This is a genomic window from Arthrobacter cupressi (assembly GCF_900099975.1).
GTDB lineage: Bacteria > Actinomycetota > Actinomycetes > Actinomycetales > Micrococcaceae > Arthrobacter > Arthrobacter cupressi.
Genome location: NZ_FNEI01000003.1, coordinates 156338 through 180736, shown reverse-complemented (window position 1 = coordinate 180736; position 24399 = coordinate 156338). Strand labels below are relative to the sequence as shown.

The 24399-nt window shown below is 68.1% G+C and carries 22 protein-coding genes; 16 read left to right on the top strand and 6 right to left on the bottom strand.

The window, feature by feature from the left end; all coding sequences use genetic code 11:
• Positions 1-51 precede the first annotated feature (51 nt).
• A complete protein-coding gene (locus BLP88_RS05030; RefSeq protein ID WP_245679771.1) occupies positions 52-1422 on the bottom strand; it encodes an APC family permease in 1371 nt (456 codons plus the stop codon).
• 55 nt (positions 1423-1477) lie between these two features.
• Positions 1478-3121, bottom strand: a complete 1644-nt coding sequence (locus BLP88_RS05025) for an amidohydrolase (protein ID WP_074587428.1) — start codon at positions 3119-3121, stop codon at positions 1478-1480.
• An 87-nt stretch (positions 3122-3208) separates the two neighbouring features.
• Between BLP88_RS05025 and BLP88_RS05020 the strand changes: the two genes are divergently transcribed.
• Entirely contained in the window at positions 3209-3859 is a 651-nt protein-coding gene (locus BLP88_RS05020) for a TetR/AcrR family transcriptional regulator (RefSeq protein WP_074587426.1), read from the top strand.
• Between the two features lie 16 nt (positions 3860-3875).
• Here BLP88_RS05020 and BLP88_RS05015 read toward each other — a convergent pair whose 3' ends face one another.
• Positions 3876-6050: an MMPL family transporter gene (locus tag BLP88_RS05015; RefSeq protein ID WP_074587425.1), complete on the bottom strand. Its 2175-nt coding sequence runs from the start codon at positions 6048-6050 to the stop codon at positions 3876-3878.
• Positions 6051-6206: 156 nt separating this feature from the next.
• Between BLP88_RS05015 and BLP88_RS05010 the strand changes: the two genes are divergently transcribed.
• The 11 genes from BLP88_RS05010 (at position 6207) to BLP88_RS04960 (ending at position 16257) form a co-directional block, all read left to right on the top strand.
• Positions 6207-6818, top strand: coding sequence for a MarR family winged helix-turn-helix transcriptional regulator (locus BLP88_RS05010; RefSeq protein WP_074587424.1), 612 nt, complete (start codon positions 6207-6209; stop codon positions 6816-6818).
• A gap of 41 nt (positions 6819-6859) precedes the next feature.
• On the top strand, positions 6860-7675 hold the full coding sequence (locus tag BLP88_RS05005) for a methyltransferase domain-containing protein (RefSeq protein ID WP_074587422.1): 816 nt from the start codon (positions 6860-6862) through the stop codon (positions 7673-7675).
• 83 nt (positions 7676-7758) lie between these two features.
• Positions 7759-8097 carry a type II toxin-antitoxin system Phd/YefM family antitoxin gene (locus tag BLP88_RS05000; RefSeq protein WP_245679770.1) on the top strand — a complete coding sequence of 113 codons (339 nt, stop codon included), beginning with the start codon at positions 7759-7761 and terminating at the stop codon, positions 8095-8097.
• Positions 8058-8456, top strand: coding sequence for a type II toxin-antitoxin system VapC family toxin (locus BLP88_RS04995; protein WP_074587421.1), 399 nt, complete (start codon positions 8058-8060; stop codon positions 8454-8456). The genes BLP88_RS05000 and BLP88_RS04995 overlap by 40 nt, the downstream gene beginning before the upstream one ends.
• 59 nt (positions 8457-8515) lie before the next feature.
• Positions 8516-9139, top strand: coding sequence for a LysE family transporter (locus tag BLP88_RS04990; RefSeq protein ID WP_074587420.1), 624 nt, complete (start codon positions 8516-8518; stop codon positions 9137-9139).
• Positions 9140-9212: 73 nt separating this feature from the next.
• Positions 9213-10409 carry an MFS transporter gene (locus tag BLP88_RS04985; protein ID WP_074587678.1) on the top strand — a complete coding sequence of 399 codons (1197 nt, stop codon included), beginning with the start codon at positions 9213-9215 and terminating at the stop codon, positions 10407-10409.
• A 50-nt stretch (positions 10410-10459) separates the two neighbouring features.
• Positions 10460-11377: an ABC transporter ATP-binding protein gene (locus BLP88_RS04980; protein WP_074587418.1), complete on the top strand. Its 918-nt coding sequence runs from the start codon at positions 10460-10462 to the stop codon at positions 11375-11377.
• The gene (locus BLP88_RS04975) at positions 11374-13014 is read left to right on the top strand and encodes an ABC transporter permease (protein WP_084110826.1); all 1641 of its coding nucleotides are present in this window, start codon (positions 11374-11376) and stop codon (positions 13012-13014) included. Before BLP88_RS04980 ends, BLP88_RS04975 begins: the two co-directional genes overlap by 4 nt.
• Before the next feature lie 86 nt (positions 13015-13100).
• Entirely contained in the window at positions 13101-13649 is a 549-nt protein-coding gene (locus tag BLP88_RS04970) for a low molecular weight protein-tyrosine-phosphatase (protein ID WP_074587417.1), read from the top strand.
• The gene (gene pabB, locus BLP88_RS04965) at positions 13646-15709 is read left to right on the top strand and encodes an aminodeoxychorismate synthase component I (protein WP_074587416.1); all 2064 of its coding nucleotides are present in this window, start codon (positions 13646-13648) and stop codon (positions 15707-15709) included. The genes BLP88_RS04970 and pabB overlap by 4 nt, the downstream gene beginning before the upstream one ends.
• Positions 15710-15792: 83 nt before the next feature.
• Positions 15793-16257: a hypothetical protein gene (locus BLP88_RS04960; protein WP_074587415.1), complete on the top strand. Its 465-nt coding sequence runs from the start codon at positions 15793-15795 to the stop codon at positions 16255-16257.
• A gap of 17 nt (positions 16258-16274) precedes the next feature.
• Here the strand turns inward: BLP88_RS04960 and BLP88_RS04955 are convergent, their stop codons facing one another.
• The 3 genes from BLP88_RS04955 to cls all read right to left on the bottom strand — a co-directional run bounded on the left by BLP88_RS04955 (position 16275) and on the right by cls (position 19919).
• Positions 16275-16721, bottom strand: a complete 447-nt coding sequence (locus BLP88_RS04955; RefSeq protein WP_074587414.1) for a hypothetical protein — start codon at positions 16719-16721, stop codon at positions 16275-16277.
• Positions 16722-16772: 51 nt separating this feature from the next.
• Positions 16773-18347 (bottom strand): hypothetical protein, encoded by a 1575-nt coding sequence (locus BLP88_RS04950; protein WP_074587412.1) that lies wholly within the window; start codon positions 18345-18347, stop codon positions 16773-16775.
• Positions 18348-18446: 99 nt separating this feature from the next.
• Positions 18447-19919, bottom strand: coding sequence for a cardiolipin synthase (gene cls / locus BLP88_RS04945; protein ID WP_074587411.1), 1473 nt, complete (start codon positions 19917-19919; stop codon positions 18447-18449).
• 245 nt (positions 19920-20164) lie between these two features.
• On the opposite strand from cls, the gene BLP88_RS04940 reads away from it, so the two are divergent.
• The 4 genes from BLP88_RS04940 to BLP88_RS04925 all read left to right on the top strand — a co-directional run bounded on the left by BLP88_RS04940 (position 20165) and on the right by BLP88_RS04925 (position 24091).
• A complete protein-coding gene (locus BLP88_RS04940) occupies positions 20165-21106 on the top strand; it encodes an aminodeoxychorismate lyase (protein WP_074587410.1) in 942 nt (313 codons plus the stop codon).
• 344 nt (positions 21107-21450) lie between these two features.
• Positions 21451-23118, top strand: coding sequence for a GMC oxidoreductase (locus BLP88_RS04935; protein WP_084110824.1), 1668 nt, complete (start codon positions 21451-21453; stop codon positions 23116-23118).
• Positions 23115-23516 (top strand): PAS domain-containing protein, encoded by a 402-nt coding sequence (locus BLP88_RS04930; RefSeq protein ID WP_074587407.1) that lies wholly within the window; start codon positions 23115-23117, stop codon positions 23514-23516. The genes BLP88_RS04935 and BLP88_RS04930 overlap by 4 nt, the downstream gene beginning before the upstream one ends.
• A complete protein-coding gene (locus BLP88_RS04925) occupies positions 23513-24091 on the top strand; it encodes a cupin domain-containing protein (protein ID WP_074587406.1) in 579 nt (192 codons plus the stop codon). The genes BLP88_RS04930 and BLP88_RS04925 overlap by 4 nt, the downstream gene beginning before the upstream one ends.
• Positions 24092-24399: the final 308 nt, after the last annotated feature.

Below are 24399 nucleotides of genomic sequence, written 5' to 3'. Positions count from 1 at the left end.
TATGCGGGCTCAAAACGACATTAACTGCGAGTCAGTTGGATGAGAGAACCGCTACCCGAACGTCAGTTTCGGCGGCGCCTGGCGGAAGCCCTTGGTGCGGAAGGCCAGGAAGACAACGCCGGCCGCCATCCAGCACAGGCCCACGATGAACGAGTTCGGGGCCAGCGAGGTCCACAGCCAGATGGTCAGCGCAAACCCGATAAAAGGCATCAGCAGATAGTTCAGCACGCCTGCGGCACCGCGGAGCTTGCCGTCCCAGAAGAAGTGCTTGATGACCGAAAGGTTCACCATCGAAAAGGCGAACAGGGCGCCGAAGCTGATCATGGTGGCGGCCATCTCGAGGCTGAGCACCAGGGCCAGGAGAGACACGGCCGAAACCGTGACGGCGGCCAGCACCGGGGTGCCGAAGCGCGGGTGGAGTTTGCCGAAGGGACGGGGCAGCAGGCCGTCGCGGCCCATGGCGTAGATGATGCGGCTGACGCTTACCTGGCTGGTCATGGCCGAGCCAATGCAGCCGGTAACGAACATCGCGATGAAGAAGGCGCTCAGCACGGGTCCGCCCACCTTCTCCACGAGTTCAATGCCGGCGGTGTCCAGGGCCGAGAACTCGTGCCAGTCCGGGATCACCAGGCCGCCGGCCCATGCGACCACAATGAAGATCAGGCCGCCCAGCAGGGTGGTGATGACGATGGCCCGCGGGATGTTGCGCTGGGCATCCTTGGCGTCCTCGGACAGGGTGGACACGGCGTCGAAGCCCAGGAAGGACAGGGCCAGCACGGCGGCACCGGCGAAGATCGGGCTCACGCCGCCGGAACCCATCTCGAACGGCGCCGTGACGGACGGGGCCGGGTTGCCGGAGAGGTAGGAAACGGACAGCGCCACGAACACCACGATGATGACCACGGACACGGCCACGATCACACCGCTGAACTTGCCCACGAATTTCACGCCGAGGGCGATGAAGGCCAGCACCAGCAGGATGCTCACCAACGCGAAGGCCCAGGCCGGGATCGCGGGGAACGCGGCGTTCATGTACAGGCCGATCAGCAGGAAGTTGATCATCGGCAGGAACAGGTAGTCCAGCATGAGGGTCCACCCGGTCACGAAGCCCAGGTGCCCGCCGAAGGTCTGCTGCGTGTAGGAATAGGCGCTGCCTGCAGCAGGGATGGCGCGCGACAGCTTGGCGTAGCTGAATGCTGTGAAGAGCATCGTCGCCAGGGCCACCACGTAGGCGGCGGCCAGGTGTCCGTCGGTGATCTGGGTGACCGTGCCGAAGGTGGTGAAAACGGTGGGCGGGGCCATGTAGCTCAGGCCGAACATGACCAGGGCGGCGAGGCCGAGGACGCGGCGCAAATGGGGCTGGTTGCTCGCCGGGGCGCCGGGGGAAGCGGCGACCGGGGCGGCGTGGCTTTCGGTGTTCACGGACATCGTTGTCTTTCAGGAGAGGAGGGCTCGCGCCCGGGTTGGGGAGGGTGCGCTACCGCACCGGGTCGGGCAGTTTCTGGAAGGTGGGGCGCCCGGCCAGCCAGGTGCCCAGGACCTCGACGCCGGCAATCCGCTCGGCGGGCAGGGCCGCCGGGTCCTCGGCGAGCAGCACCAGGTCCGCGCTCATGCCGGGCAGCAGGCGCCCCCATGCCTGTTCGGCGAAGGCCTGGTGGGCCACTCCTGCGGTGTACGCCGCAAGGGCGGTCTCGACGTCGACCCTTTCGTTGGGCAGCCAGCCGCCCTCGGGGAGGTGGTCGGGCGTCTGGCGGGTGACCGCCGTCGCGAGTCCCGGCACGGGGTGGTGTCCGGTGACGGGCCAGTCGCTGCCGAAGGAGATGGTGACGCCGGCGGCGGCGAGGGAGGCGATGGGGTACTGGAGCGCGGCGCGGGGTTCGCCGAGCCGGGGGATGGTGAGCAGCTGCATGACGTCGTCGGAGCAGGCCCACAGGGGTTCGAAGTTCGCCACGACGCCGAGCCCGGTGAAGCGCGGAATGTCGTCCGGGTCGATCACCTGCAGGTGGGCGATCACCGGGCGGCGGTCGCGCGGGCCGTTGCGGCGCTGGACTTCTTCGAGCCCGTCGAGGGCCATGCGCACGGCGCCGTCGCCGATTGCGTGCAGGTGCAGCTGGAAGCCGAGCGCGTCGAAGGCGGCCAGGGCGTTGTGCAGGTCCTCGCGTTCCCAGTTGGGCAGACCGCTCTCCCCCGGTGCGTCGGCGTAGGGCGCCAGCAGGCACGCGGTGTGGCTTTCGATGATGCCGTCGATGAAGAACTTGACCGTGTTGGCGCTCAGCAGCGGGTTGCCGAGGACCCGGACCCGCCCGCGGGCTGCGTCGAAGGCTGCCGGCTGGTGCTGCCAGCCGGCGGGGTCTGCGCGGAAGGCGAGGTTGAGCCGGGTGGCCAGGCGTCCGCCGGCGGCCGCGGCTTCATAGGCGGGCAGGTCATCCAGCTCCACCCACGCGTCCTGCACCCAGGTGACGCCGGCGGCGGCGTAGCGTTCGGTGGCCGAGGCCAGCGCATCCACCCTCTGCTGCAGGGAGAAGCCCGGGGCCACGCGCGCCACGAGGTCGATCGCGCCCGGTTCCAGAAGCGTGCCGAGCGGGGTGCCGTCCGGGCGGCGGGCGATCCGGCCGAGCGCCGGTTCGGGAGAGTCGCGGTCGATGCCGGCAGCCTTCAGGGCCGCACTGTTGACCCACACGGTGTGGTAGTCCCAGGCGCGCAGCAGCACCGGGCGGTCGGCGACGGCGGCATCCAGCCACGCGGCGTCGAACATTCCGCCGGGGGCGAGGGTGGCGTCGTAGCTGGCCCCGATGATCCATTCGGCCTCCGGGTGGGCGTCCGCCCAGTCCCGCACCGCGGCAGCAATTTCCTTGACGGAACCGCAGCCGCGGATCTGTGGGCCGAGGTCCTCCAGCCCGCCGTAGAGCGGGTGCGCATGACCGTCAGCGAACGACGGCGACAGGTAGCCGCCTGCCAGGTCCACCGTTTCGTCGGCCTCGCCGAGCAGCGCCAGTGCGTCCGCGCCCACGGCGGCGATGACGCCGTCGCGCACGGCGAGCGCGGTGTCGCGGCCGCCGCCGGCTGTTCCGGTCGACGAGGCGGCGGCGACCGTGCCGCCGTGGAAGATGGTCAAGCTCATTGACACTCCAACAAATTTAACGGAATTAAATTACTTGGATCGAGGATAGAGTGTGATTGAGGCAACAAGCAAGGGGCAGAAGGAAAAATGTCGGAAACGCTGGAGCGGCGGGCAGGCAGGCCTGCCAAGAACGTCCTGAACCGGGAGCTCATCCTGGCCACGGCCATCACGGTCCTCAACCGGACCGGGCCGGAGGACTTCACCATGGCGGCGCTCGCCAAGGAACTCGGCGTGAAGACCCCCGCGCTCTACCACCACGTGGGCGGCAAGAACGACATCCTGGCCGGCATGCGCCAGTTCGTCACGGCCGGCATCGACTATGAGGTATTCAAGAGCCTGCCCTGGGATGAGGCCACCATCGCCTGGGCCCGCTCCTACCGGGCCGCCTTCGCAGCACACCCCTACGCCATCTCGCTGCTGGCCACGGTGCCGGTCACGGGCGCGCACCCCACCCTGGTGATGTACGAGGAAGTGTCCCAGGGCTTCCGGGCCGCAGGCTGGCCGGAAGGGAAAATCGTCAGCGCCATCGTGGCCCTGGAGAACTTCATCCTCGGCTCGGCTCTGGATGCCGTGGCCCCGCCGGACATGATGGATCCCGGCGATTTCGCCGGCGAGGTTCCCGGCTACACGCAGGCGTTGCGGGCCGGGGAAAGCACGGAACCGCGCATGTCCCGTGCCGACCAGGCCTTCGAACTGGGGCTTGCCGCGCTCGTGGCGGGCCTGGCCGGCCTCAAGTAGCGTCGTTCACTAAACGTCAGCGGACCGGCTGCCCTTCGGGCACCTCGTCGTCACGGACCGCATGCCTGGCGCGCTTCTTCGAGAGCTTCCCGGGCCACCAGATGCGGGCGCCAAGGTCGTAGGCGAGCGCGGGAACCAGCAGTGAGCGCACCAGCACGGTGTCCAGCAGCACTCCGAATGCCACGATGAACGCCAGCTGCACCAGGAACATGATCGGAATGACCCCGAGTGCTGCGAAGGTCGCCGCGAGCACCACACCGGCCGAGGTGATCACGCCGCCGGTCACGCCGAGCCCGCGCAGGATCCCCGGGCGCGTCCCGTGCTTCAGCGATTCCTCCCGCACCCGGCTCATGAGGAAGATGTTGTAGTCCACCCCGAGCGCCACCAGGAACACGAAACCGAACAGCGGCACGGTGGCGTCCGCCCCGGGGAACCCGAAGATCCCGTTGAACACCCAGGCCGAGACCCCCATCGCCGCCCCGTAGGACAGCACCACGGACAGGATCAGCAGCACCGGCGCCACCACGGAGCGCAGCAGGAGCATGAGGATGAACAGGATCACCACCAGCACGATCGGGATGATCACCGCGAGGTCGCGCTGCGCCGTGGTGTTGGTGTCCAGCGCGATGGCCGTGACCCCGCCCACCAGCGCTCCGGCGTCGGCTTCTTTCACGGAGGTGCGCAGCGCCTTCACGGTGCCCTCGGCCTCGATCGAGTCGGCGGCCGAGTCCAGCGTCGCGTTGATCAGCACCTTGCCGTCGCGGACCGCGGGATCGGCGGGAGCGCCGGGGGCTCCGGTGACCGGAACACTGCCCTCCGCCAGGAGGTAGGCCTCGCCTACGCCGTCGGCGGCTTTGACCCTGTCCAACACCTCTTGCGCGGCACCTCGCGAGGCAACCACGACGGCGGGGCTGCCGCTGCCGGCGTCGAAATGCCGTGCGAGCGCGTCCTGGCCGTCCACGGCGTCGGAGGCGGAGAGGATCACCTCGGTCTGCGGAACGCCGTTGGCCTTCAGTTGGAGGACACCGGCGGAGGCGGCCGCGAGGAGCAGCACGGAGGCAATCCACACAACGCGCGGCCGCCGCGCCACCAAGCTGCCCACGCCGCGCCACAGACCCTTTTGCCCCTCAAGGCCGGTGACCAGCTCCGGTTCGCGTTCGCCGTCGGGCAGCAGCTTGGGACGGAAAGGCCAGAAGGCCGCACGGCCCAGCAGCGCCATGAAGGCCGGCAGGAGGGTGAGCGCCGCGAACAGGGAGCAGACGATACCCGCCGCCGCCACGGGCCCCAGTGCCTTGTTGGAGTTGAGGTCGGAGAAGAGCAGGCAGAGCAGGGCGATGATCACCGTGGCGCCGGAGGCGAGGATCGGCTCGAAGGACGCCTTCCATGCGGTCAGGACTGCCTGCGTGCGGTTCACCGTGTGGGTCAGTGCTTCGCGGAACCGCGCCACATACAGCAGCGCGTAGTCGGTGGCGGCGCCGATCACCAGGATCGACAGGATGCCCTGGCTTTGGCCGTTGAGCTGGATCCAGCCGAGCTTGGCCATGCCGAAGACCAGCAGGATGGCTGCGCAGAGGGCGAAGACCGCCGTCAGGAGAACCGCAACGGGCAGCACCACTGAGCGGTAGACCAGCAGCAGGATGAGGAAAACGGCGCCGAGCGCCACGAGCAGCAGGATGCCGTCGATGCCGCCGAAGGCGTTGACCAGGTCCGCCGTCAGCCCGGCCGGTCCCGTGACGAACGCGCGCATGCCGTCGGGGGCGCCGGACTGGACCACGCCGCGCAGTTCCTTCACCGTGTCCCGCAGCCCGTCGGAGGACGCGATCGGGACGATGAACTGGACGGCCTTGCCGTCCCCGGACGGAATGGGCCCGACGACGGCGGTCCCCAGCTTGAGTGCCTCGATGTCGGCTTTCAGCCGGGCTGCTTCGCCGAGTTGGGCGGGGGTGAAGGCGGCGCCGCTTTCCACGATGACCACGGCCGGGACTTCGTCCGAGTCGCGGAACTTCGCCTGCCATTCGCCGGCTTCCGTGGCCTCGGCGGAGCGGGGCAGGAACGAGGCCTGGTCATTGGAGGAGACCTCGTCCAGTCGCCCGAACGTCGGCCCGCCAACGCCTGCGATGCCGAGCCACGCAATGACCAGCACCACGGGAACCAGCCACCGCAGCCAACGCATGGTCCTGCTTGACTTCATGGGAATCCCCTCTTTCAGCCGCCGCGGCAATCTGTTTCCACGATAGACTATCTCCATCATGGAAACAATCACGTCTTGCAGTACGGCTTCGGTTCCTTTGCCTGCCCGGGTAATATCCGGAAGGCAGTAATCCGGGGCGATCAAGGAGGCGGAAGCATGCCGCACAACGGGGATGGCAGTGCCGGACCTCCGGCGCCTGATCCTGGCGCGCCCTCCCGTGTGCAGCCCTCCCCGGGAATGCAGTCCCCCGCCCAGGAGCTCGTCCGGCTTCTCCAGGAGTTCACGCTCGAGGCCAACCGATACGCGGACACCGCCGGCGGCCGGCATGGCATGCACCGGACCGACCTCAACGCACTCGCCGTGATCATGCGGCATTCCGCCGCAGAGCGCGAGGTCACGCCCGGCCTGCTGCGCAGCGAACTGCACCTCAGCTCGCCGGCCACCACCGCCCTGGTCGACCGGCTCTGCGCCTCCGGGCATGTGGTTCGCGAGCGGCTGGGCACGGACCGCCGGCAGGTCCAGCTCCGGATGACGCCGAAGGCCTACAAGGACGGCAGCGCCATGTTCATGCCGCTGGCCGCGGCGATGGGCCAGGCGATGGCGTCCTACAGCGCCGGGGAACTCGAGCTGGTGCACCGCTTCATGGCCGACATGCTCGCGGCCACCGTCGCCGCCCGCCAGGAACCTGCCAGCCCGGAACCCGGTGGCCCGGAACCTGCCAGCCCGGAACCCGACGGCGGGCGCCCGCCGTCCGGCCGGGCCGGCTGAACCTGCCGCCAAACCGGAGGTCCGGGGAGTAGCGTTTCCCTATGAGTGAGCAGAAGCCGGACGACGTCTACACCCATGGCCACCACGAGTCCGTTGTGCGGGCCCACGCCTCGCGCACCGCCCAGAACTCAGCCGCCTTCGTCATACCCCATCTCACCGCCGGCACCTCGGTGCTCGACGTAGGCTGCGGGCCGGGCAGCATCACCTGCGACTTCGCCGACCTGGTGGCCCCGGCGCACGTGGTCGGGCTGGACCGTTCGGCCGACGTGGTGGCCCATGCGGCGTCCCTCGCGGCGGAGCGAGGCGTGGAAAACGTCGAGTTCCGTACCGGCAACATCTACGACCTCGAGTTCAACGACGAAAGCTTCGACTTCGTGCACGCCCACCAGGTGCTGCAGCATCTGACCGATCCTGTGGCCGCCTTGCGCGAGATGCGCCGGGTGGCCAAGCCGGGCGCCATCGTGGCCGTGCGCGACGCCGATTTCCATGGCATGAGCTGGTACCCCGAGGTCCCCGAACTGGATGACTGGATGGAGCTGTACCAGAAGATCGCGCGCCGCAACGGAGCCGAGCCAGACGCCGGCCGGCGCCTGGTCTCGTGGGCCCAGCAGGCGGGATTCACCGAAGTGGCGCCCAGCAGCAGCAACTGGCTGTACGCCACGGCGCAGCAGCGCCGCTGGCAGGCACGGGTGTGGAGCGAGCGCGTGCTGCACTCGGCCTTCGCCGAGCAGGCCCTCGAATACGGCTTCGCGCAGGAGGCCGAGCTGGCCCGGATCGCCGCGGGCTGGCACCGCTGGGGCTCTACCGACGACGGCTGGTTCCTCATCCCGAACGGCGAGGTGATCGCCCGGGCGTAGGGACGCCGTCGGGCCGTCTGGCGTTTTCCACATAGCCGGGAGGCCCGGTTCCTCACACCGCAGTGCCTGAATAGCCTCGGTTCATGAGCTATTACTACGGCGACGAACCGCCACCTTATTTCTCACCGGAGCCTTACTCCGCCGAGGTTGACCAACTAGACTTGGTCAACATGGGACAGTACAACGTCCAAGACGCCAAAACGCGCTTTTCCGAGCTGCTGAACCTCGTGGAACACGGCGAAGAGGTCGTGATCGCCAAAGCCGGCAGGCCGGTGGCGCGGCTGGTGCGCATCGTTCCACCCACCAAGCGGCGCCTTGGCTTCGTCAAGGGGCAACTGCCGGATGATTTTCTCGAGCCGATGGGTGAGGAGGATCTGGAACGTTGGGAAGCACCGATTATCTCCTCGACACCCACGCCTTGATCTGGGCCCTCACCGAGCCCCGGAAGCTCTCGGCCAAGGCCCGCCGGATCGTCCAATCCCTCGACCATCGCCTCCTGGCGTCAGCGGCCACCGCCTATGAACTCGCCTACAAACACAGGCTGGGCAAACTGCCAGGGCTGGACGGCCTGCTCCTGGGGTATCCGCGGCACATTGCGGAGCTCTGTGACGAAGAACTGTCCATCCGCAGCAACCACGCCCTCGCCGCGGGCCAGTTGGAGTGGGATCACCGGGACCCCTTCGATCGCCTGATCGCGGCCCAGGCAATCGTCGAATCCTTGGTCATCATCACGGCGGACCAGGCGCTCCAGGACTTCGGGCTCGTGGAAACCCTCTGGTGACTGACTGCTGGGCGATCCCGCCGTCCGGCCCACGCACCACACGGGCATAAGCTGGATCAGTGCAGTTTTCCCTTTGGCTGGCCCTTGTCGGCGCCGGCACCCTGATCAGTTTCACCCCCGGCGCGGGCGCCATCTTCACCATGAGCAATTCGCTCAACTCGGGCTTCCGCCGCTCCATCTGGGGCATCCTCGGCCAGCAACTGGCCCTCGTCATCCACATCGTGATCGTGGCACTCGGCGTCGGGGTGCTGGTTTCGAACTCCCCGTTGATCTTCAACATCATCCGCTACGCCGGCGCCGCCTACCTGGTCTACCTGGGCATCCGGCAGTTCCTGCACAAACCGGACCTGGACAAGGAAAAGGTCGACGACCGCAGGGACGAGCCCGCCCTGTCCATGTTCCAGCGCGGCGTCTGGGTGAACCTGCTCAACCCCAAGGCGATCGTCTTCTTCCTGGCGTTCATGCCGCAGTTCATCCGCCCGGACCAGCCGCTCCTGCAGCAGTACGTCGTGCTCACGGCCACGGTCCTGGCCATCGACATCATGGTGATGTGGTTCTTCTTCGCCCTCGCCGCCCGCTCGTTCCAGCGCTTCACCCACAATGAGCACGGCCAGAAGGTCCTCAACCGGATCTTCGGCTGCCTGTTTGTCGCGGTGGGCATCCTGCTGGCCGTGATCCACTAAGACCGCTAAAGAGCCCGACGCCGGCAAGGAGCCTTGCGTGCCCCCCGAACCTTCCGTACACCCCGGTCCCTCCGTGGCCCCCGCCCCGGGCACCGTCCGCCGGCCGTCCGCGCCCCTGTACGCCGCCGGCTTTGTCACGGCATTCGGCGCCCACAGCATCGCCGCAGGCATGGGCGCCCAGAGCGGGAACATTGGCCTCACCCTGCTGGGGCTGGGGGTCCTGCTCGCGGCCTACGACATCTCCGAGGTCTTCCTCAAGCCCGTCTTCGGCGCACTGAGCGACAGGATCGGCACCAAGCCCGTCATTGTCGGTGGCCTGCTGGCCTTCGCGGTGCTCTCGCTGCCGGGCCTCTGGGGCAGCGACCCGCTCATGCTCGGCCTCGCGCGCCTCGGCCAGGGTGCCGCGGCCTCGGCGTTCTCCCCGGCGGCGTCGGCGATGGTGGCCCGGCTGGCTGCCGGAAAGAACGCCGGAAGCTATTTCGGGAAATACGGTTCCTGGAAGAGCCTGGGCTACGTGATCGGCCCGCTGCTGGGCGCCGGCCTGATCTTCGCCGGCGGCTTCGCCCTGCTCTTCGCGGTGCTCGCGGCCCTGGCCGCCGCGGCCGCGCTATGGGTGCTGATCCGTGTCCCGCACCTCGAGCCGCTGCCCCGCCAGCGCTACACCGTCCTGGACCTGTTCCGCCAGGTCACCGAACGGCGCTTCCTGGTGCCCACCCTGGTCCTGGCCTCGTCCATGGCGGCCATGGGATCTGCCATCGGCTTCCTCCCCGCCCTTGCCACCCGGCATGGCCTCGGACCCGTCGCGGGAACGGCCACGGTCAGCGTGCTGGCCATTGCCTCGCTGCTGACCCAGCCCCGGGTGGGCCGCCTGCGGGACCACGGCCGGATCAGCGACGGCCGGGGCATGGCCGCAGGGCTCCTCGCCACGGCCGCCGGGGTGGCGATTGTCGCCGTCGTCCCCGGTCCGGTGACCCTGTTCATCTCGGCCGCGGCCATCGGCGCCGGCGTCGGCATGGCTACCCCGCTGGGATTCGCCCACCTGGCGGACACCACCCCGCCGGAACGCATGGGCCGCACCATGGGTTCGGCGGAGCTCGGCAGGGAACTCGGCGACGCCGGCGGCCCGCTCCTGGTGGGAGGCATCGCCTCGGTCAGCGCCCTGCCGTTCGGGCTCGGTGCCCTTGCGGTCCTCGTCGCCGCGGCCAGCCTCCCACGCCTTGGAACGGGCGGAAACACGGGCAGCAGGGCGTCCGCCGGCGCCGACAACTGAGCCCCGCCCGCGCTGTTCCGGGCGCAGGTTTCCAGGAGTAGTCTCGGTCCATGGCGGCCGTTGTCAGCATCACCGGCCTAACGAAGAGCTTCGGGCGTTCCATGGCGCTGGACGGCCTGGACCTCGAAGTCAGCGAAGGCGAAGTCCATGGTTTCCTGGGCCCCAACGGCGCAGGAAAGTCCACGACGCTCCGCATCCTGCTGGGATTGCTTCGTGCGGATTCCGGCACCGTCCGGGTGCTCGACGGCGACCCGTGGCGGGACGTCGTGACCCTCCACCGGCGCATCGCCTACGTCCCCGGTGACGTCAGCCTCTGGCCGGGCCTCAGCGGCGGCGAGGCGATCGACCTGCTGGGCAGGCTGCGCGGCGGCCTGGACGAACGGCGCCGGGCGGAACTGCTGGACACCTTCGAACTGGATCCCACCGTCCGCGGCCACGCCTACTCCAAGGGCAACCGGCAGAAAGTAGCGATCGTCGCGGCCCTGTCCTCCAACGCGGAACTGCTCATCCTGGACGAACCCACCTCGGGCCTGGACCCGCTCATGGAAGCCACCTTCCGCCAGGAAATCCGCCGCGAACTGACCCTGGGCCGCAGCGTTCTCCTCTCCAGCCACATCCTCGCCGAGGTGGAATCCCTGGCCGACCGGATCAGCATCATCCGCAGGGGCAAAGTGGTGGAAACCGGCAGCCTGGAACAGATGCGCAGCCACGCCCGCACCAACGTGGCCGCCACCCTCAGCGACGGTGCCGCGGGGCTCACCGGCATCCCTGGCGTGGAAGGCCTGCGGATCGAGGGCAGCCGGGTGCACTTCAGCGTCGACGCCGGCGGGCTGGCGGCGGCGATGAACGTACTGTCCGGGCACGGCGTGAGTGCTCTGACCGTCACCCCGCCGAGCCTTGAGGACCTCTTCCTGCAGCACTACGGCGAGCGCGGCGGGCAGGAGCAGGGGCAGAGGCGGCCGCAGTGAACGGCGCCCACGCCGCCCGGGCCCCACTCAGCGGAATCTCCGTAACCGGCACGCCTCTGACGGGAACACTGGCCCTGCTGCGGCACGCTGTCCGACTGGACCGCTGGAAACTCCTGCCCTGGCTCCTGGTGATCGGCATCTTTCCCACCGTGAGCTACTCGGTATACGGCTCCTTGTTCTCCACGCCGCTGGAGGCGAAGGCGCTCCAGCTCAGCCTGGGCACCAACCCGGCCTTCTCGCTGCTCTTCGGCCCGGCCACGGACCTCGGAACCGCCGCGGGCTTCACCGCGTGGCGCGTGCAGATGTTCGGAATGTTCTTCGCGGCCCTGATGGCGGTCTTCACCGTCACCCGGCACACCCGGGCCGCGGAAGAGTCCGGCCGGGCCGAACTCCTGGATTCCGGGGTGGTGGGCCGGCACGCCCGGCTGGCGTCCGCCGTCGTGCTGGCCTGGCTGGCGTCCGCCGCGGTGACGGTACTGGTCGGGGTGGCCCTGATGGTGGCCGGTTCGGCCCCCGCGCCGGCGTTTGCGCTGGGAGGCGCCTTCGGCGGGATGGGCCTGGCGTTCGCCGGAGTCGCCGCCGTCACGGCCCAGCTTGGCTCCACGGGCCGCACCGCGAACACCCTCGCCGCCACCGTGCTGGGCGTCGGCTACCTGCTCCGCGGCCTGGGCGACACCCTCGACGATTCGCGCTGGCTGCTGTGGACCAACCCGATGGGCTGGGCGGAGGAGATCCGGCCGGCCTCGGAGAACGACCTTCGGCCGCTGCTGCTCCTGCTGGCCGCGGCCCTGGCGCTCACCCTGTTGGCGGCGTGGCTGGAATCGCGGCGGGACTTCGGGGCGGGCCTCATTGCGTCCCGCGGCGGGCCCGCACGGGGAACGCTGGGCACCTGGCGGCTCACGGCACGGCTGAACCGTGGAGCGTTCTGGACCTGGGGCGTGGTGTTCGTGGCACTGGGCTCCGTATACGGGCTCGTGGCCACCACCATGTCCGGGATCTTCAACGACAATCCCTTCGTGAAGCAGATGATCGCCTTCCGGCTGGCCACGGAGGAACAGCTGCTGTTCGCCTTCGTGGAAGTCCTCCTGCTGGTGTTGGCGTTCATCGGCGGGGTGTTCGGGATCCAGGTCATCCTGCGTTTCCACACCGAAGAAGACGAGGGCCGGGCCGAGTGGATGCTCTCCGCGCCGTTGGCCCGGCTGTCCTATGTGATGCCGACCGTGGTGCTGGCCGCCCTCGGCCCCGCCGTCGGGATGGCCGCGGGATCGGCGGCGCTGGCCACCTCCGCAAGGCTGGCGGGATCGGAGCTGGACACGGCGCAGGTGGTGTTCCAGGGCCTGGCGGAGGTTCCCGCGCTGTGGCTCGCCGCCGCCGTCGCACTGTTCCTGGTGGGCCTGGCACCGCGCGTTCGGGCGGGGGCGTGGCTGCTGCTGGTGTACTGGCTGTTGCTGACCATGTTCGGGCCGGTGCTGAAGGCCCCGGACTGGCTGCTCAGCACCAGCCCGTTCCACGTGGTGCCCAACGTGCTGGAGTCCAATCCCGATTGGCTTCCGGTCCTATGGACCACGCTGCTGGCCGCCGCTCTGCTCCTTGCCGGACTGGCGGGGTACAGGCGCCGGGACCTGATGAGCCGGTGAGGGAGCCTCGCCGGAAACAGCAAACGTGATGGGCCCCCGGACCCCCAACTAGCCAAAGACCCGCGCCACCGGCAATGCTTGACGATATGTATTCAGCGTCCCGCCCGTACCGCATCATCACCGTCTGTACCGGCAACATCTGCCGCTCGCCGATGGCGGAACTCATGCTGAGGGAAGCGTTCGACGCCGCGGGACTGGCCGACGTCGTGGTGGTGGACTCGGCAGGAACCACCTCCTATGAAGTGGGGCGGCCCATCGACCCCCGCGCCGCCCGCAAGCTGTCCGCCCACCGGATCATCTCGGAATCCCACGTGGCCCGGGTCTGGCGGACGGACTGGTTCCAGGACCGCGACCTGATCCTTGCCTTGGACGTGGACCACTACGGATGGTTGCAGCAGGCGGCCTCGCAGCCGGCAGACCTGGAGAAGATCCGGATGCTGCGCAGCTTCGACCCCGCCGCGGCCGGCCGCAACACCCTGGAGCTTGGCATCGACGACCCCTGGTACGGCGGGCACCGCGACTTCGACGCTACCTGGGACCTCATCCACGCCGCCATCCCGGGGATCGTCGAATTCGTGCGGGCCGCGGTCGCCGGAAAACAGGACGATTCCCAGCAGGTACGCTCTACTTCATGACTCCAGCACCCGTGATCATCGCCATCGATGGCCGCTCAGGCGCAGGAAAGACCACCCTTGCCGTGGAGCTGGCCGCGCGGCTGCGCGAACATCACAAGGTCTCGCTCTTCCATCTGGAGGACATCTACCCCGGCTGGAACGGCCTCGCCGCGGGCATCGAACGCTACGTCACCACGGTCTTGGCCCCGTTGCGCAACGGTGTTGCCGCCGAGTGGGTCAGCTGGGACTGGGACAAGCACTACGACGGCGCCACCCACACCACCCTTCCCGCGGAGATCGTGGTGGTCGAAGGGGTGGGCGCCGCTGCCGAAGCAGCCCGACCCCTGCTGGACGCCGTGGTCTGGGTGGAGTCATCCGCCGAGGACCGCCGCCGCCGCGCCCTGGACCGTGACGGCAGCAGCTACGAACCCCACTGGGACACCTGGGCCGGGCAGGAACAGGAATGGCTGGACACGGACGACGTCCCCGCCCATGCCGATATCCAGGTCCTCAACCGCGCCGACGGGGACGCCCCGGACAACCTCATGCAGGCCCTGAACTACCTCCCCGCGCTCTCCGCGGTCCTCGCCCCGGAGCTCTCGGCACGCCGCGGCCTGCGCCTGCTGTCCGAGCGGATCGACGCCGAGCCCCGGCCGGAGGCGCTGTTCCAGGACCTCTACGGCACCTCGGCGAACGCGGTGTGGCTGGATTCCTCCAATGCCGGCACGGCGAGCGGTGCCGCCGCCGCCCGCAGCCGCTTCAGCATCCTGGCCGACGACGGCGGCACCTACGGCCAGTCGGTACTGCACCGTTCCGGGACCACCCGGGTGAGCGCGGGCTGCGCCACCGCCGAAGTCACCACTCCTTTCTTCCGCTGGCTGGACACTGTGTGGGGCCGCCGCGCCGTGCGGGCCCCCGAAGGCTACGACTGCGAATTCGCGCTGGGCTGGCTCGGCTATCTGGGCTACGAGCTCAAACGCGAAACCGGCGGCAACGACATCCCCGCGGACACCCCGGACTCCGCCCTGCTGTTCGCCGGCCGCGCCGTGGTGATCGACCACCGGGAAGGTTCGGCCTGGCTCCTCGCCCTGGACGCCCCCGACGCCGGAGACTGGCTCGCGCGCGCCCGCTCGGCCGTGCGGGCAGCGGCCGGGCCGGAGAAACCCGGTCCGGAAACTACCGACCGGGCGGCCGCCGTCGGGCCTTCACCGGAAACGGCGGCGCCGCCGTCGTTCACCAGCCGCGACAGCCGCCCGGACTACCTCCGCAAGGTCAAGGAAGCCCAGCAGGAAATCACCGAAGGCAACAGCTACGAGATCTGCCTGACCACCACGGTGAGCGCCGCGGACCCCGGACTCGATCCGTGGACAAGCTACCTCGCCCTGCGCCGCCGCAACCCCGCGCCGTTCGCGAGCTACCTGCGCTTCGGCGGGCTGGCCGTGGCCAGCACCTCCCCCGAGCGTTTCCTGCGGATCGCCTCCGACGGCGCCATGCGGGCCGAACCGATCAAGGGCACCCGCGCGCGCGCGAACGACCCCGTGATCGACGAGCACCTGCGCAAGGACCTTGAGGGCTCGCTCAAGGACCGGGCCGAGAACATCATGATCGTGGACCTGCTCCGCAACGACCTGAGCCACTTCGCGGTGCCCGGGTCGGTGACGGTCAGCCGGCTCTGCGCGATCGAAAGCTACGCCACGGTGCACCAGATGGTCAGCACCATCGACGCGCAGCTGCGCGCCGGCGCGCCCCGGGCCGAGGCGGTGGCCGCCGCCTTCCCCGCCGGGTCCATGACCGGGGCTCCCAAGATCAGCACCATGAACATCCTGGACCGGCTCGAGGACGGCCCGCGCGGGGTGTACTCGGGCGCCATCGGCTACTTTTCGCTCAACGCCGCGAGCGACCTCGCCGTGGTGATCCGCACCCTGGTGATGCACGACGCCGGCGACGGCGGGCGCACCCTCTCGCTCGGCGTCGGCGGCGCCATCACCGCCGATTCCGATCCGGACGATGAGTACGAGGAAATCCGCACCAAGGCTTTCGGCGTGCTCTCGGCCCTGGGCACGGAATTCCCCGAGGACTGAGTTTCCCCGGTGACTGAGGCAGGGGAGAACTCCCCATGGGCGTCCGCTGCACCTGCCCTCCGATCGACGTAGGGTTGGGGAGCATGAAGAGACTCCTTGCAATGATCGCCCTCACCGGCGCCGCGTGCCTGACCGCCTGCACACCGGGTGGAAGCCCCGCACCCGGCCCCTCGGACAGCACCGGTGCTTCGGACAGCGCCGAGACGCCGGGCAGCACCGAGACGCCGGGCAGCACCGAAGGGACGCCGTCGTCCGCCGGGGCAAGCGGCGTCAAGGACTCCTGCGAGCTCTTCAACTCCCTCTACGCCGAGTACGCGGCCACCGCCAAGGAAGACGCGGACGCCTTCGACGACATCTACCTGCGCTCGGACGAGGCCCAGGCCACGGCCCCCGAGGAAGTGTCCGGGCTGTTCTCCGCCCTGGGCATGCTGGCCTTGGACCGCTCGCTGGGTGAAGCCCCCTCGCAGGAATCCAAGGACGCCATCCAGGACGCCTTCCTGGCCAGTTCCGGCCCCTGCACGGCCGAAGGCGTCACGCTCAAGATCTGAGCCGGGCCCGCTGAGCCTCAGCCGAGGCTGATCGCTCCGACGATGTCCTTCAGCCGGTCCGCCTGCGGTTCCTTCCCGGCGTCGACCACCGGCCACACCACCACGACCCCAATGAACCGGCCGTTCTCAAAGACGCCGACGGCGGAGGCCACTTTCGCGGTGCCGTCGGGTTCCTGGAAGCCCACCATGACGGCGTACGAATCCTTGCCGGGCAGGTCCAGGGATCCCTCGGCGAGCCTGGTTCCGCCGCGCTCGTCCAGGTAGTAGGCGGACATGAGGTGCGCCCACCCAGTGGCCTGCGGCGCATCCTGGACGGCGTTGTCGTCCTTGATCACGGTCACCAGCACGCCGCCGAGGAGCCCGTACTGCTCGGTGTTTGGCCCGGCCGCGGACTCGGGGAAGGCCTGGGTGAATTCGGGGAAGTCCGCGGTGAACCCCAGCGGGGACTCGATGTGCACGGTCATTCGATTTGCTCCTTCGGGTGGGGACTCGTCATGGCCTGCCTGGGCGGCGGCCTAGAGCTTTTCGAGCTTCGTATCGTTCGCGACCTTGTGGTATGTGGTCACGTTGGTAGTCACCTTGTTCTCGGTGCTGATCTTGACCTCGCCGGCCTTGAGGTCCACGCCGGCTTCGTTCTTGGCCGTCACCACGTTGTTCACCTGGACCGTGGCGGAACCGGCGTCGTACAGCTTCGCGGCGTCCGACGCCGCCGCCAGGATGTTGCCCGTTGCGACGTTGCTCAGGTAGCTGTCAATGGTCTGCTTGTTCTCCGGAGTGTAGTCAACATCGATCTTCACCGTGCCCTGGGTGCCGGCCGTGATGCTCGTTTCGGCGCTACCGACGCCCTTGGCCTCGACGCCGTCCACGCCGCCCGACGCCACGGTGCCTTCCAGGGACAGCGAGACCGACTCGATGTTGTTGTCCTGGTTCATGCTGACCTCAAGGCCGCCCTTGCCGGACGCTTCGAAACGCCGGCCGTCTAGGTCCAATTGGCCGGAGGCGGACACCTCTCCGCTTGCCTTGGACGTCCCGTCGCTCAGGTTCTTCTCATAGGACAGGTCCAGCTTCACGCCGCCTTCGGCCCCGGTGCCGGTCTTGCCGGACGCTTCCAGGGACAGGGTGCCCTTGGCCTTGTCCACGTGGCCGTCGGTCCCGTTGTCCTCGGCGGCGTCGTTGATCCGGTCGAGGAGATAGCCGGGCGGGTTCGAGGCCGCATCCTTGACGTCGCCGATGCTGTCCGGCGGGAGCTCCCTGAGCATCTGGACACGGGCCGCCATGGCCTCTTCGATGCTGTCGAACTTGTACTCCCGGGAGACCTCGCCGCTGAGCGTGGCCCCGGCGGTTCCGGACGGATCGTTCACTCCCAGGCCCAGGTTGCCATGGACCTTCATGGTGGCGGAGCCATCGGCGTTCTCCACGATTTCCGAGCCCACCTCGGCACCACCGTGCACCCACGCGACCCGGGCCTCGATTGCGGCCTTGCTTGCCTCCTTGTAGACCGGAATGTCGCCCTTGTCCTGGCCCTGGAGGTACTTGCGGGCCGCGTCCTGTGCTGAGTCCGGGACGCCGCCGTCCATCCTCATGATCTGTTTGGCGGTCTCTTCATTGCTGAGCAGGTACTTCTTGTCCTCATCGGAGAGACTGTTCCACCAGTTGGCCTGTTCCTCCGGGCTGGCCTTGGCCATCGCGTCAGCGCCCTCGACGAGTTCCTTGCGGTGTTCTTCCTGCTCCGCGGCTTCCTTGGCCCGTTCCCCCAGCCAGTCCCGGGCGGCGTCCGCCTTCTCCCGGGCTTTCTCCACGAAGTTCATGCTGCTGCTTCCGGTGCTGCGGTCCGACGCCTTTTCCTGCTCGTCGGCGTGCTGGAGCAGGATCCTGGAATTCTGCCGCAGGCTCTCCACGACCTTGTCCAGGCTGGGGCGGTGGCGGCCCGTCCAGTCATGCCTGAAGTTTTCGGCGTCGTTGCCCTTCCACGGGGCCGACATGATCTGCCCCTGCAAGGAAGCGGCCCTTGTGCTCAGCAGGGTGGCTGCCTTGTCGGCCGCCTTCGCCAGAGCCCGGAGCTGGTCTACATCGGCGCCGTAGAAGGTCATGTTTCCCCCGGGTAAGAGTGCGGTTGATCGTAGAAATCCTTGCACGGCGGCGGTGGCGCTGCCATGGGCAACACTCCCCATCCCGGCGGGGTGGAAGGCCTATTGCAGGGTGGCGGTGAGCCTTGCCACGTTGTCCACGTACTTGGCCAGCATGGGCCGGTGCAGCCAGTCCCCCAGCGTCAGCTCGAAACTGGCCTCCCGGTAGCTCTGCTCCACCGAGCGCATCAGGTCCACGGTTTCCGCGCCGAGCAGCATCACCGAGACTTCCATGTTGAGCGAGAAGGAGCGCATGTCCATGTTGCTGGACCCCAGCACTGAGACCTCATCGTCGATGGTGAAGTGCTTCGCGTGCAGCACCCGCGGCGCCCGGTACAGGTAGATGCGCACGCCAGCTTCGAGCAGCGCCTCGTAGTAGGAACGCTGGGCATGGTGCACGAGGAACTGGTCGCCCTTCTCCGAGACGAAGAGTTCCACGTCCACGCCCCGCTGGGCCGCGGTGGTAATGGCGTACAGCAGGGAATCGTCCGGTACGAAGTACGGGCTGCAGATGGAAATCCGGTGCTGGGCCGAATAGATCAGGGTATTGAACAGGCGCAGGTTGTTCTCGGTGACGAACCCTGGGCCGCTGGGCACCACCTGGGCCGTGACCCGTCCCCGGCGCGGGTTTTCCGGCAGTTGCAGCTGGGATTCGAGGGATTCGTCGGTTTCGCTGAGCCAGTCCGTGGCGAACACGACGTTGAGGGTCGCCACGATCGGCCCGTCCAGCCGCGCCATCAATTCAACCCACTTGCGGCCGGCCCGGCGGTGGCGCGGATTGTTGTAGGAGGGCTCGATCAGGTTCTGCGAACCGGTGAAGGCGGTCTCGCCGTCAATCACCAGGATCTTGCGGTGGTTGCGCAGGTCCGGGCGGCGCCACTGGCCGTGGATGGGCAGCAGGGGCAGCATCCGTTTCCACTGGATGCTGCTGGCCCGGAGCCGGCGGATCAGCCGGCGGTAACCGCGCACCCGCAGGGTTCCGATGTGGTCGAACAGGAGCCGCACCCTCACCCCGCGCTCGGCCGCTTTCTCAAGTTCGGTGAGCAGGCCGTCCGTGACGGCGTCGCTGCCCATGATGTAGAACTCGGCGTTGACGTAGCTGCGGGCGCCGCGGATGGCTTCTGCCATGGCGTCGATCGATTCCTGGTACCCGGGGATCAGCTGCACAGCGTTCCCGTCCACCATGGGCAGGGAGCCCAGCCGGCGGTTCAGTTCCGCCGCAGAGCTCACCCACTCCGGTCCCGAGTATTTGCTTACGACGTCGGCCATAGCCGAGACGCCCGAACGCACCCGTTCGTTGACTTCCGCCTGCTGTTCACGGCGGCGCCGGGACAGCCGGAAGTTGCCGAAGAGCAGGAACAGCACGAAACCGATGGAGGGGACGAGGAAGACCACCAGCAGCCAGGCCATGGCGGTGGTGGGGCGGCGGTTGCCGGGAATGGTGCCCAGGAGCACGATGCGCAGGATGATTTCGGCGAGTGCCCATAAGGCCAGGGGCCAGGTCCAATCGGTCCCCACCTCGAAAGGAAAAAGCACTCAAACCCCCACGATTCCCATAACAGATACAGGACAGCCTAGCCGCCGGAGGGTCAGTGCCCCGGCAAGGGCCCACCCCGGAACTTCGGCATCGGTGCATCGCTTGGCTGAAGGGGCCCGGGTTTTGCATTTCTTGCCCCGGAAAAATACGGCGCCCTGCAGCCAAACACTATGAAAACCGGGCCACTTCAGCCAAGGAGGACAGGCGCCGCCGGCACAACGTCCACCGGCACTAAGCTGGAACCATGACTCTCCCCGCCCCCACGGTTCTCGTGTTCCTTGACCCTGCGTTCGAGAACGGCCGCATTGCCGACGCCACCCAGCCGCAGCTGATGGCAACGGACCTGGGTGCCACGCGGGGCGACGGAGTCTTCGAGTCCCTGCTCGCCGTCGGCGGCCATGCCCGGAAGGTCCACGCCCACCTGAACCGGCTCCAGGCCTCGGCCCGCGCGCTGGACCTCGTGATCCCGGAACAGGATGCCTGGCGCCGCGCCATTGAGACCGCCATCGGCGAATACCGCGGGGCGTTCCCGGCGCCGGAACCGGAGTCCGACGAAGTGGTGGTGAAGCTGCTGGTGACCCGCGGCGTGGAAGGTGCCTCGGCCCCCACCTGCTGGATCCAGGCGTCGCCGTCCCCCGCGGGCAGCCGCCGGCAGCGGGAGACAGGGATCGACGTCGTCCTCCTTGACCGCGGTTTCGACGCCGAGGCGGGCGAGCGCGCGCCGTGGCTGCTGCTCGGGGCCAAGACGCTGTCCTACGCGGTGAACATGGCGGCGCTGCGCTACGCGCACAAGCAGGGCGCCGATGACGCGATCTTCATCTCCAGTGACGGCCGGGTCCTGGAGGGTCCGACGTCGACGGTGCTGCTGGCACACGTGGAAACCGCCGACGACGGCAGCGGCTCCGCGCGCACCGTCAAGCGGCTCATCACCCCGCAACTGGACAGCGGAATCCTGCCCGGAACCTCCCAGGGTGCCCTGTTCGCGAAGGCCAAGGCGGCCGGCTGGGAGCTCGGCTACGGTCCGCTGGTCACCCAGGACCTGTACGACGCCGACGCCGTTTGGCTGATTTCCAGCATCCGGCTGATCGCGCCGGTCAACCACGTGGACGGCCGGGAGATCGGCACCCCCGCGGTCCGCAAACAGCTCACGGACGAACTGAACGAGCTCTTCGCGGGAATCGAGTAGAGACCGGATATTTCCAGTCCGCCACGCCTTATCGACTTTATTTGACAGTCACTACTCGGATATAAACCGATACCTGACTTGCAATTAGGGTTCATCCCTGGCTGCCAAATTTCAGCGTTGGAATTCTATTGTGAACGTATTCCATCAGTGATTCACTAATGCCTGTGATCCGCGCTGGGGCGGATGATCTTCCATACTGCCCGGCGGGGACACCTGTCTTCACGGTGCCGTGAAAACAGCCAGACTGATGGGGGGTCATCATTGTGAGCGCAGTTTCATCGTCCCAGAATTTCAACCATGGATTTCCCACGCCCGGACCTCAGGACCCTTCACCGCAAAAGGTGATGGATCATGTCTTTTTCCTCAGTGAGGAGGAATGGAAAACCGTCCGCGAGGAAGAACAATTCGACCATATAGTGATTGGCAGCGGTTTTTGCGGCTACGCCTTTGCCGAACGGACGCTGACCGTCAATCCGCACGCCCGGATCCTGATCATTGAGCGCGGCCCGTTCTTCCTGCCCCAGCATTTCCAGAACCTGCCGCTGCCGTACCGGGAGACGCTCGGCGGGCTCTCCGAGACCTTTCCGTGGACCCTGGCGGCATCCACGGCCCGGCAGCCGGCCGGCAAGATCTCCTGGCAGCACGGGATGGTGCCGTTCTACGGCGGCCGGTCCATCATGTGGAGCGCTTGGTGTCCCCGCCCGGAGGAAGACGAGATGCGGGGCTGGCCGCGCGCCGTCATGGACGCGGCGAAAGCCCACTTCACCACGGCGGAGGACCTGCTCAACGTCATCCCGGCCGACCAGATCGACGCCGGGGCCCCGGCCGACGTCGTCGAGCTGATCAATGACACCCGCCCGGTGTACGGGATCATGCAAAAGGCCCTGCAGGAGCGGCTCGCGGCCGGCCTGCACCGGATTGAATCCGCCACGCGGTCCATGCCCGCTCCGCTGGCCGCGGCCTCCGGCGCCACCTCGGGCATCGACTTCGCGAAGTTCTCGACGCCGGCAGTCCTGCTTGAGCTTTCGGACAGGCAGCAGTTCCTTGCCGCACAGGGCAAGGGTTCGGCACTGCGCGTGGTTACCGACTGCACCGTGAAGTCCGTAATCCAGCAGGACGGCCGGGCCACGGCCCTGGATACGAGCCGCGGCGTGGTGAACATCGGCGACGCCAACCTGGTCCTTGCCATGGGCACGCTCCCGCCGGCCACTCTGGTGCTCAATTCCTTCCCGCAGGTCCCGCGGGCCGGCGAAAGCTTCAGCGCGCATTTCATCACCTCGGTGGTGGCCAGGGTGCCGCGCCAGGATTTCGAGTTCAGCGAAGCCCTCGGCGAACTGGAGCTGGCGGCCATCTACATGGCGGGCAAGAGCCCGGAAGGGATGCAATACCACGTTCAGCTCTCCGTCCTCTCGGACCGGAATCCGGCCCGGAACGCCCAGAAATCCGAGCGTTACGCGCCGGACGTCGTGGCCACCGCGTCCATGGCCCAGCTGCTGTCCTCGGAGGATTACCTGGTGTTCGTCTGCGCGGTGCTCGGCGAGCTGGACGAATCCAATCCGGAGAACCACCTGCGGCGCTCCGGCGGTGCGGACCCCACTACCAACGTGACCCTGCAGGTGCTGGCCAACGCCACCGACGACGTCACCTGGGACACCATGGACGAAGGCACCTTCCAGATGCTGGAGCGGGTGCTTTCCCCGGGCGGGGCCGGCCGTGTGGAGTACTGGCACGGCGACCCGAACACCGGAAGCTGGGCCGCCGACCGTCCGGGGATCCCCGAACGGCGAGTCCCGGGCCTGGTCCATGAGAGCTCGAGCCTGCCCATCGGCGAAGAGGAGGATGCCGCCGTCGGGATCGACTACCGGCTCAACGGCGTCGAGAACGTCTACGTCTCCGGCGGCTCGCTGTGGCCCACCGGCGGTTCCTGGAACCCGACCATGACCATGGTGGCGCTGGCCCAGGACCTTGCCGAAAGACTGGAGGCCGACGGCGGCAAGGGAGTTGCGCCGTGACCGCGGCCCCGGCGGTGGAACCGGCCGCCCTGCCGACGGTTCCGCCCATGACCATCGCCGACGTCCTGGACAAGCAGGACGGCGTCTACTGGGTGGTGAAGGACGCGAATTCGGTGTTCCTCTGGGTCAACCAGAATTTCGCCGATCTGGTGGGCATGAGCAAGGATGAGCTGATCGGCCACCAGGATTCGCGCGCCGAGCACGTGGCCCACGACAAGGAGGTCATGGCTAGCGGGAAGCCCCTGCTGAACTTCCACGAAACCATCGAAGTGCCACTCGAGGATGGCCAGATGGTCAACGTGGATATCGTGACGCAGAAAGGCCTCCTCCGGTCCCTGGACACCGGCGCGATTATCGGGATCACGGTGTGCTTCTCCCTGGCGGATCCGCCCCAATGAGTGGCATCGGCACGGGTGGGCCCGACGCAGCGGGTTGGATCAAGCGGCTGGGCATGACGCCGTCGGGGGTGGGCGGCTGGTTCGCGCCGGCAATGGTGAGCAACGAGTCCTTTCCCGGTGGAGCGTTGCCGCCGCGTTTCGGCGGCGCCGGCCATCCGCTCTACAGCTCCAACTGGTACCTGTTGGAAGCCGGCGAGGTCCTGCAGTTGCACACGCTCAAACAGGACGAACTGTGGTTCTTCCACCTGGGCACACCGGTCAGGCTGCACGTCTTCTCGGAGGAGGACGGATATTCGGAGACGGTGTTCGGCGCGGACCCGGAGGCCGGCCAGATCCTGCACGGAGCCGCACCGCATTCCACCTGGTTCGGCGCGGACCTGGCCGGACCCGGGTTCGCACTGGTCAGCTGCAGCCTGTCACCGGGCTACGAGGCAGCGGATTCGGCGAAGCCGACGGAGGAGCAGGTGGGGGCGCTTGTGGATGAATTTCCGGCGCAGGCGGAGCTGATCCGCCGGCTGGCGGGAGGGCAGCCGGCGGACGGGCAGTTCGCGGGCTGGCAGTTCGCCGTTCAGTAGATAGGGAGTTCCCTGGATACGGCACTAAGCCTGGTGGGACGCGGTGGCCATGGCCGGCGCGTCCCACCGGCGTTGTTGTGGGTTAGCCTCGGGGCGGGCTTCGGCTCCCGCTAGACCAGGGCCGTCATCCCGTTCCAGCCCCCACCGACCCGCATCCGCGCAAGCCACCCACCACGGCCATTCCCTGGATACAACCACAACGACCCCGACGAATCCCGGGCAAGAACATCCACCCGGCCATCACCATTGAAATCCCCCGGCCCCACCAACGCCGTCATCACATTCCAACCCCCACCAACCCGCACCCG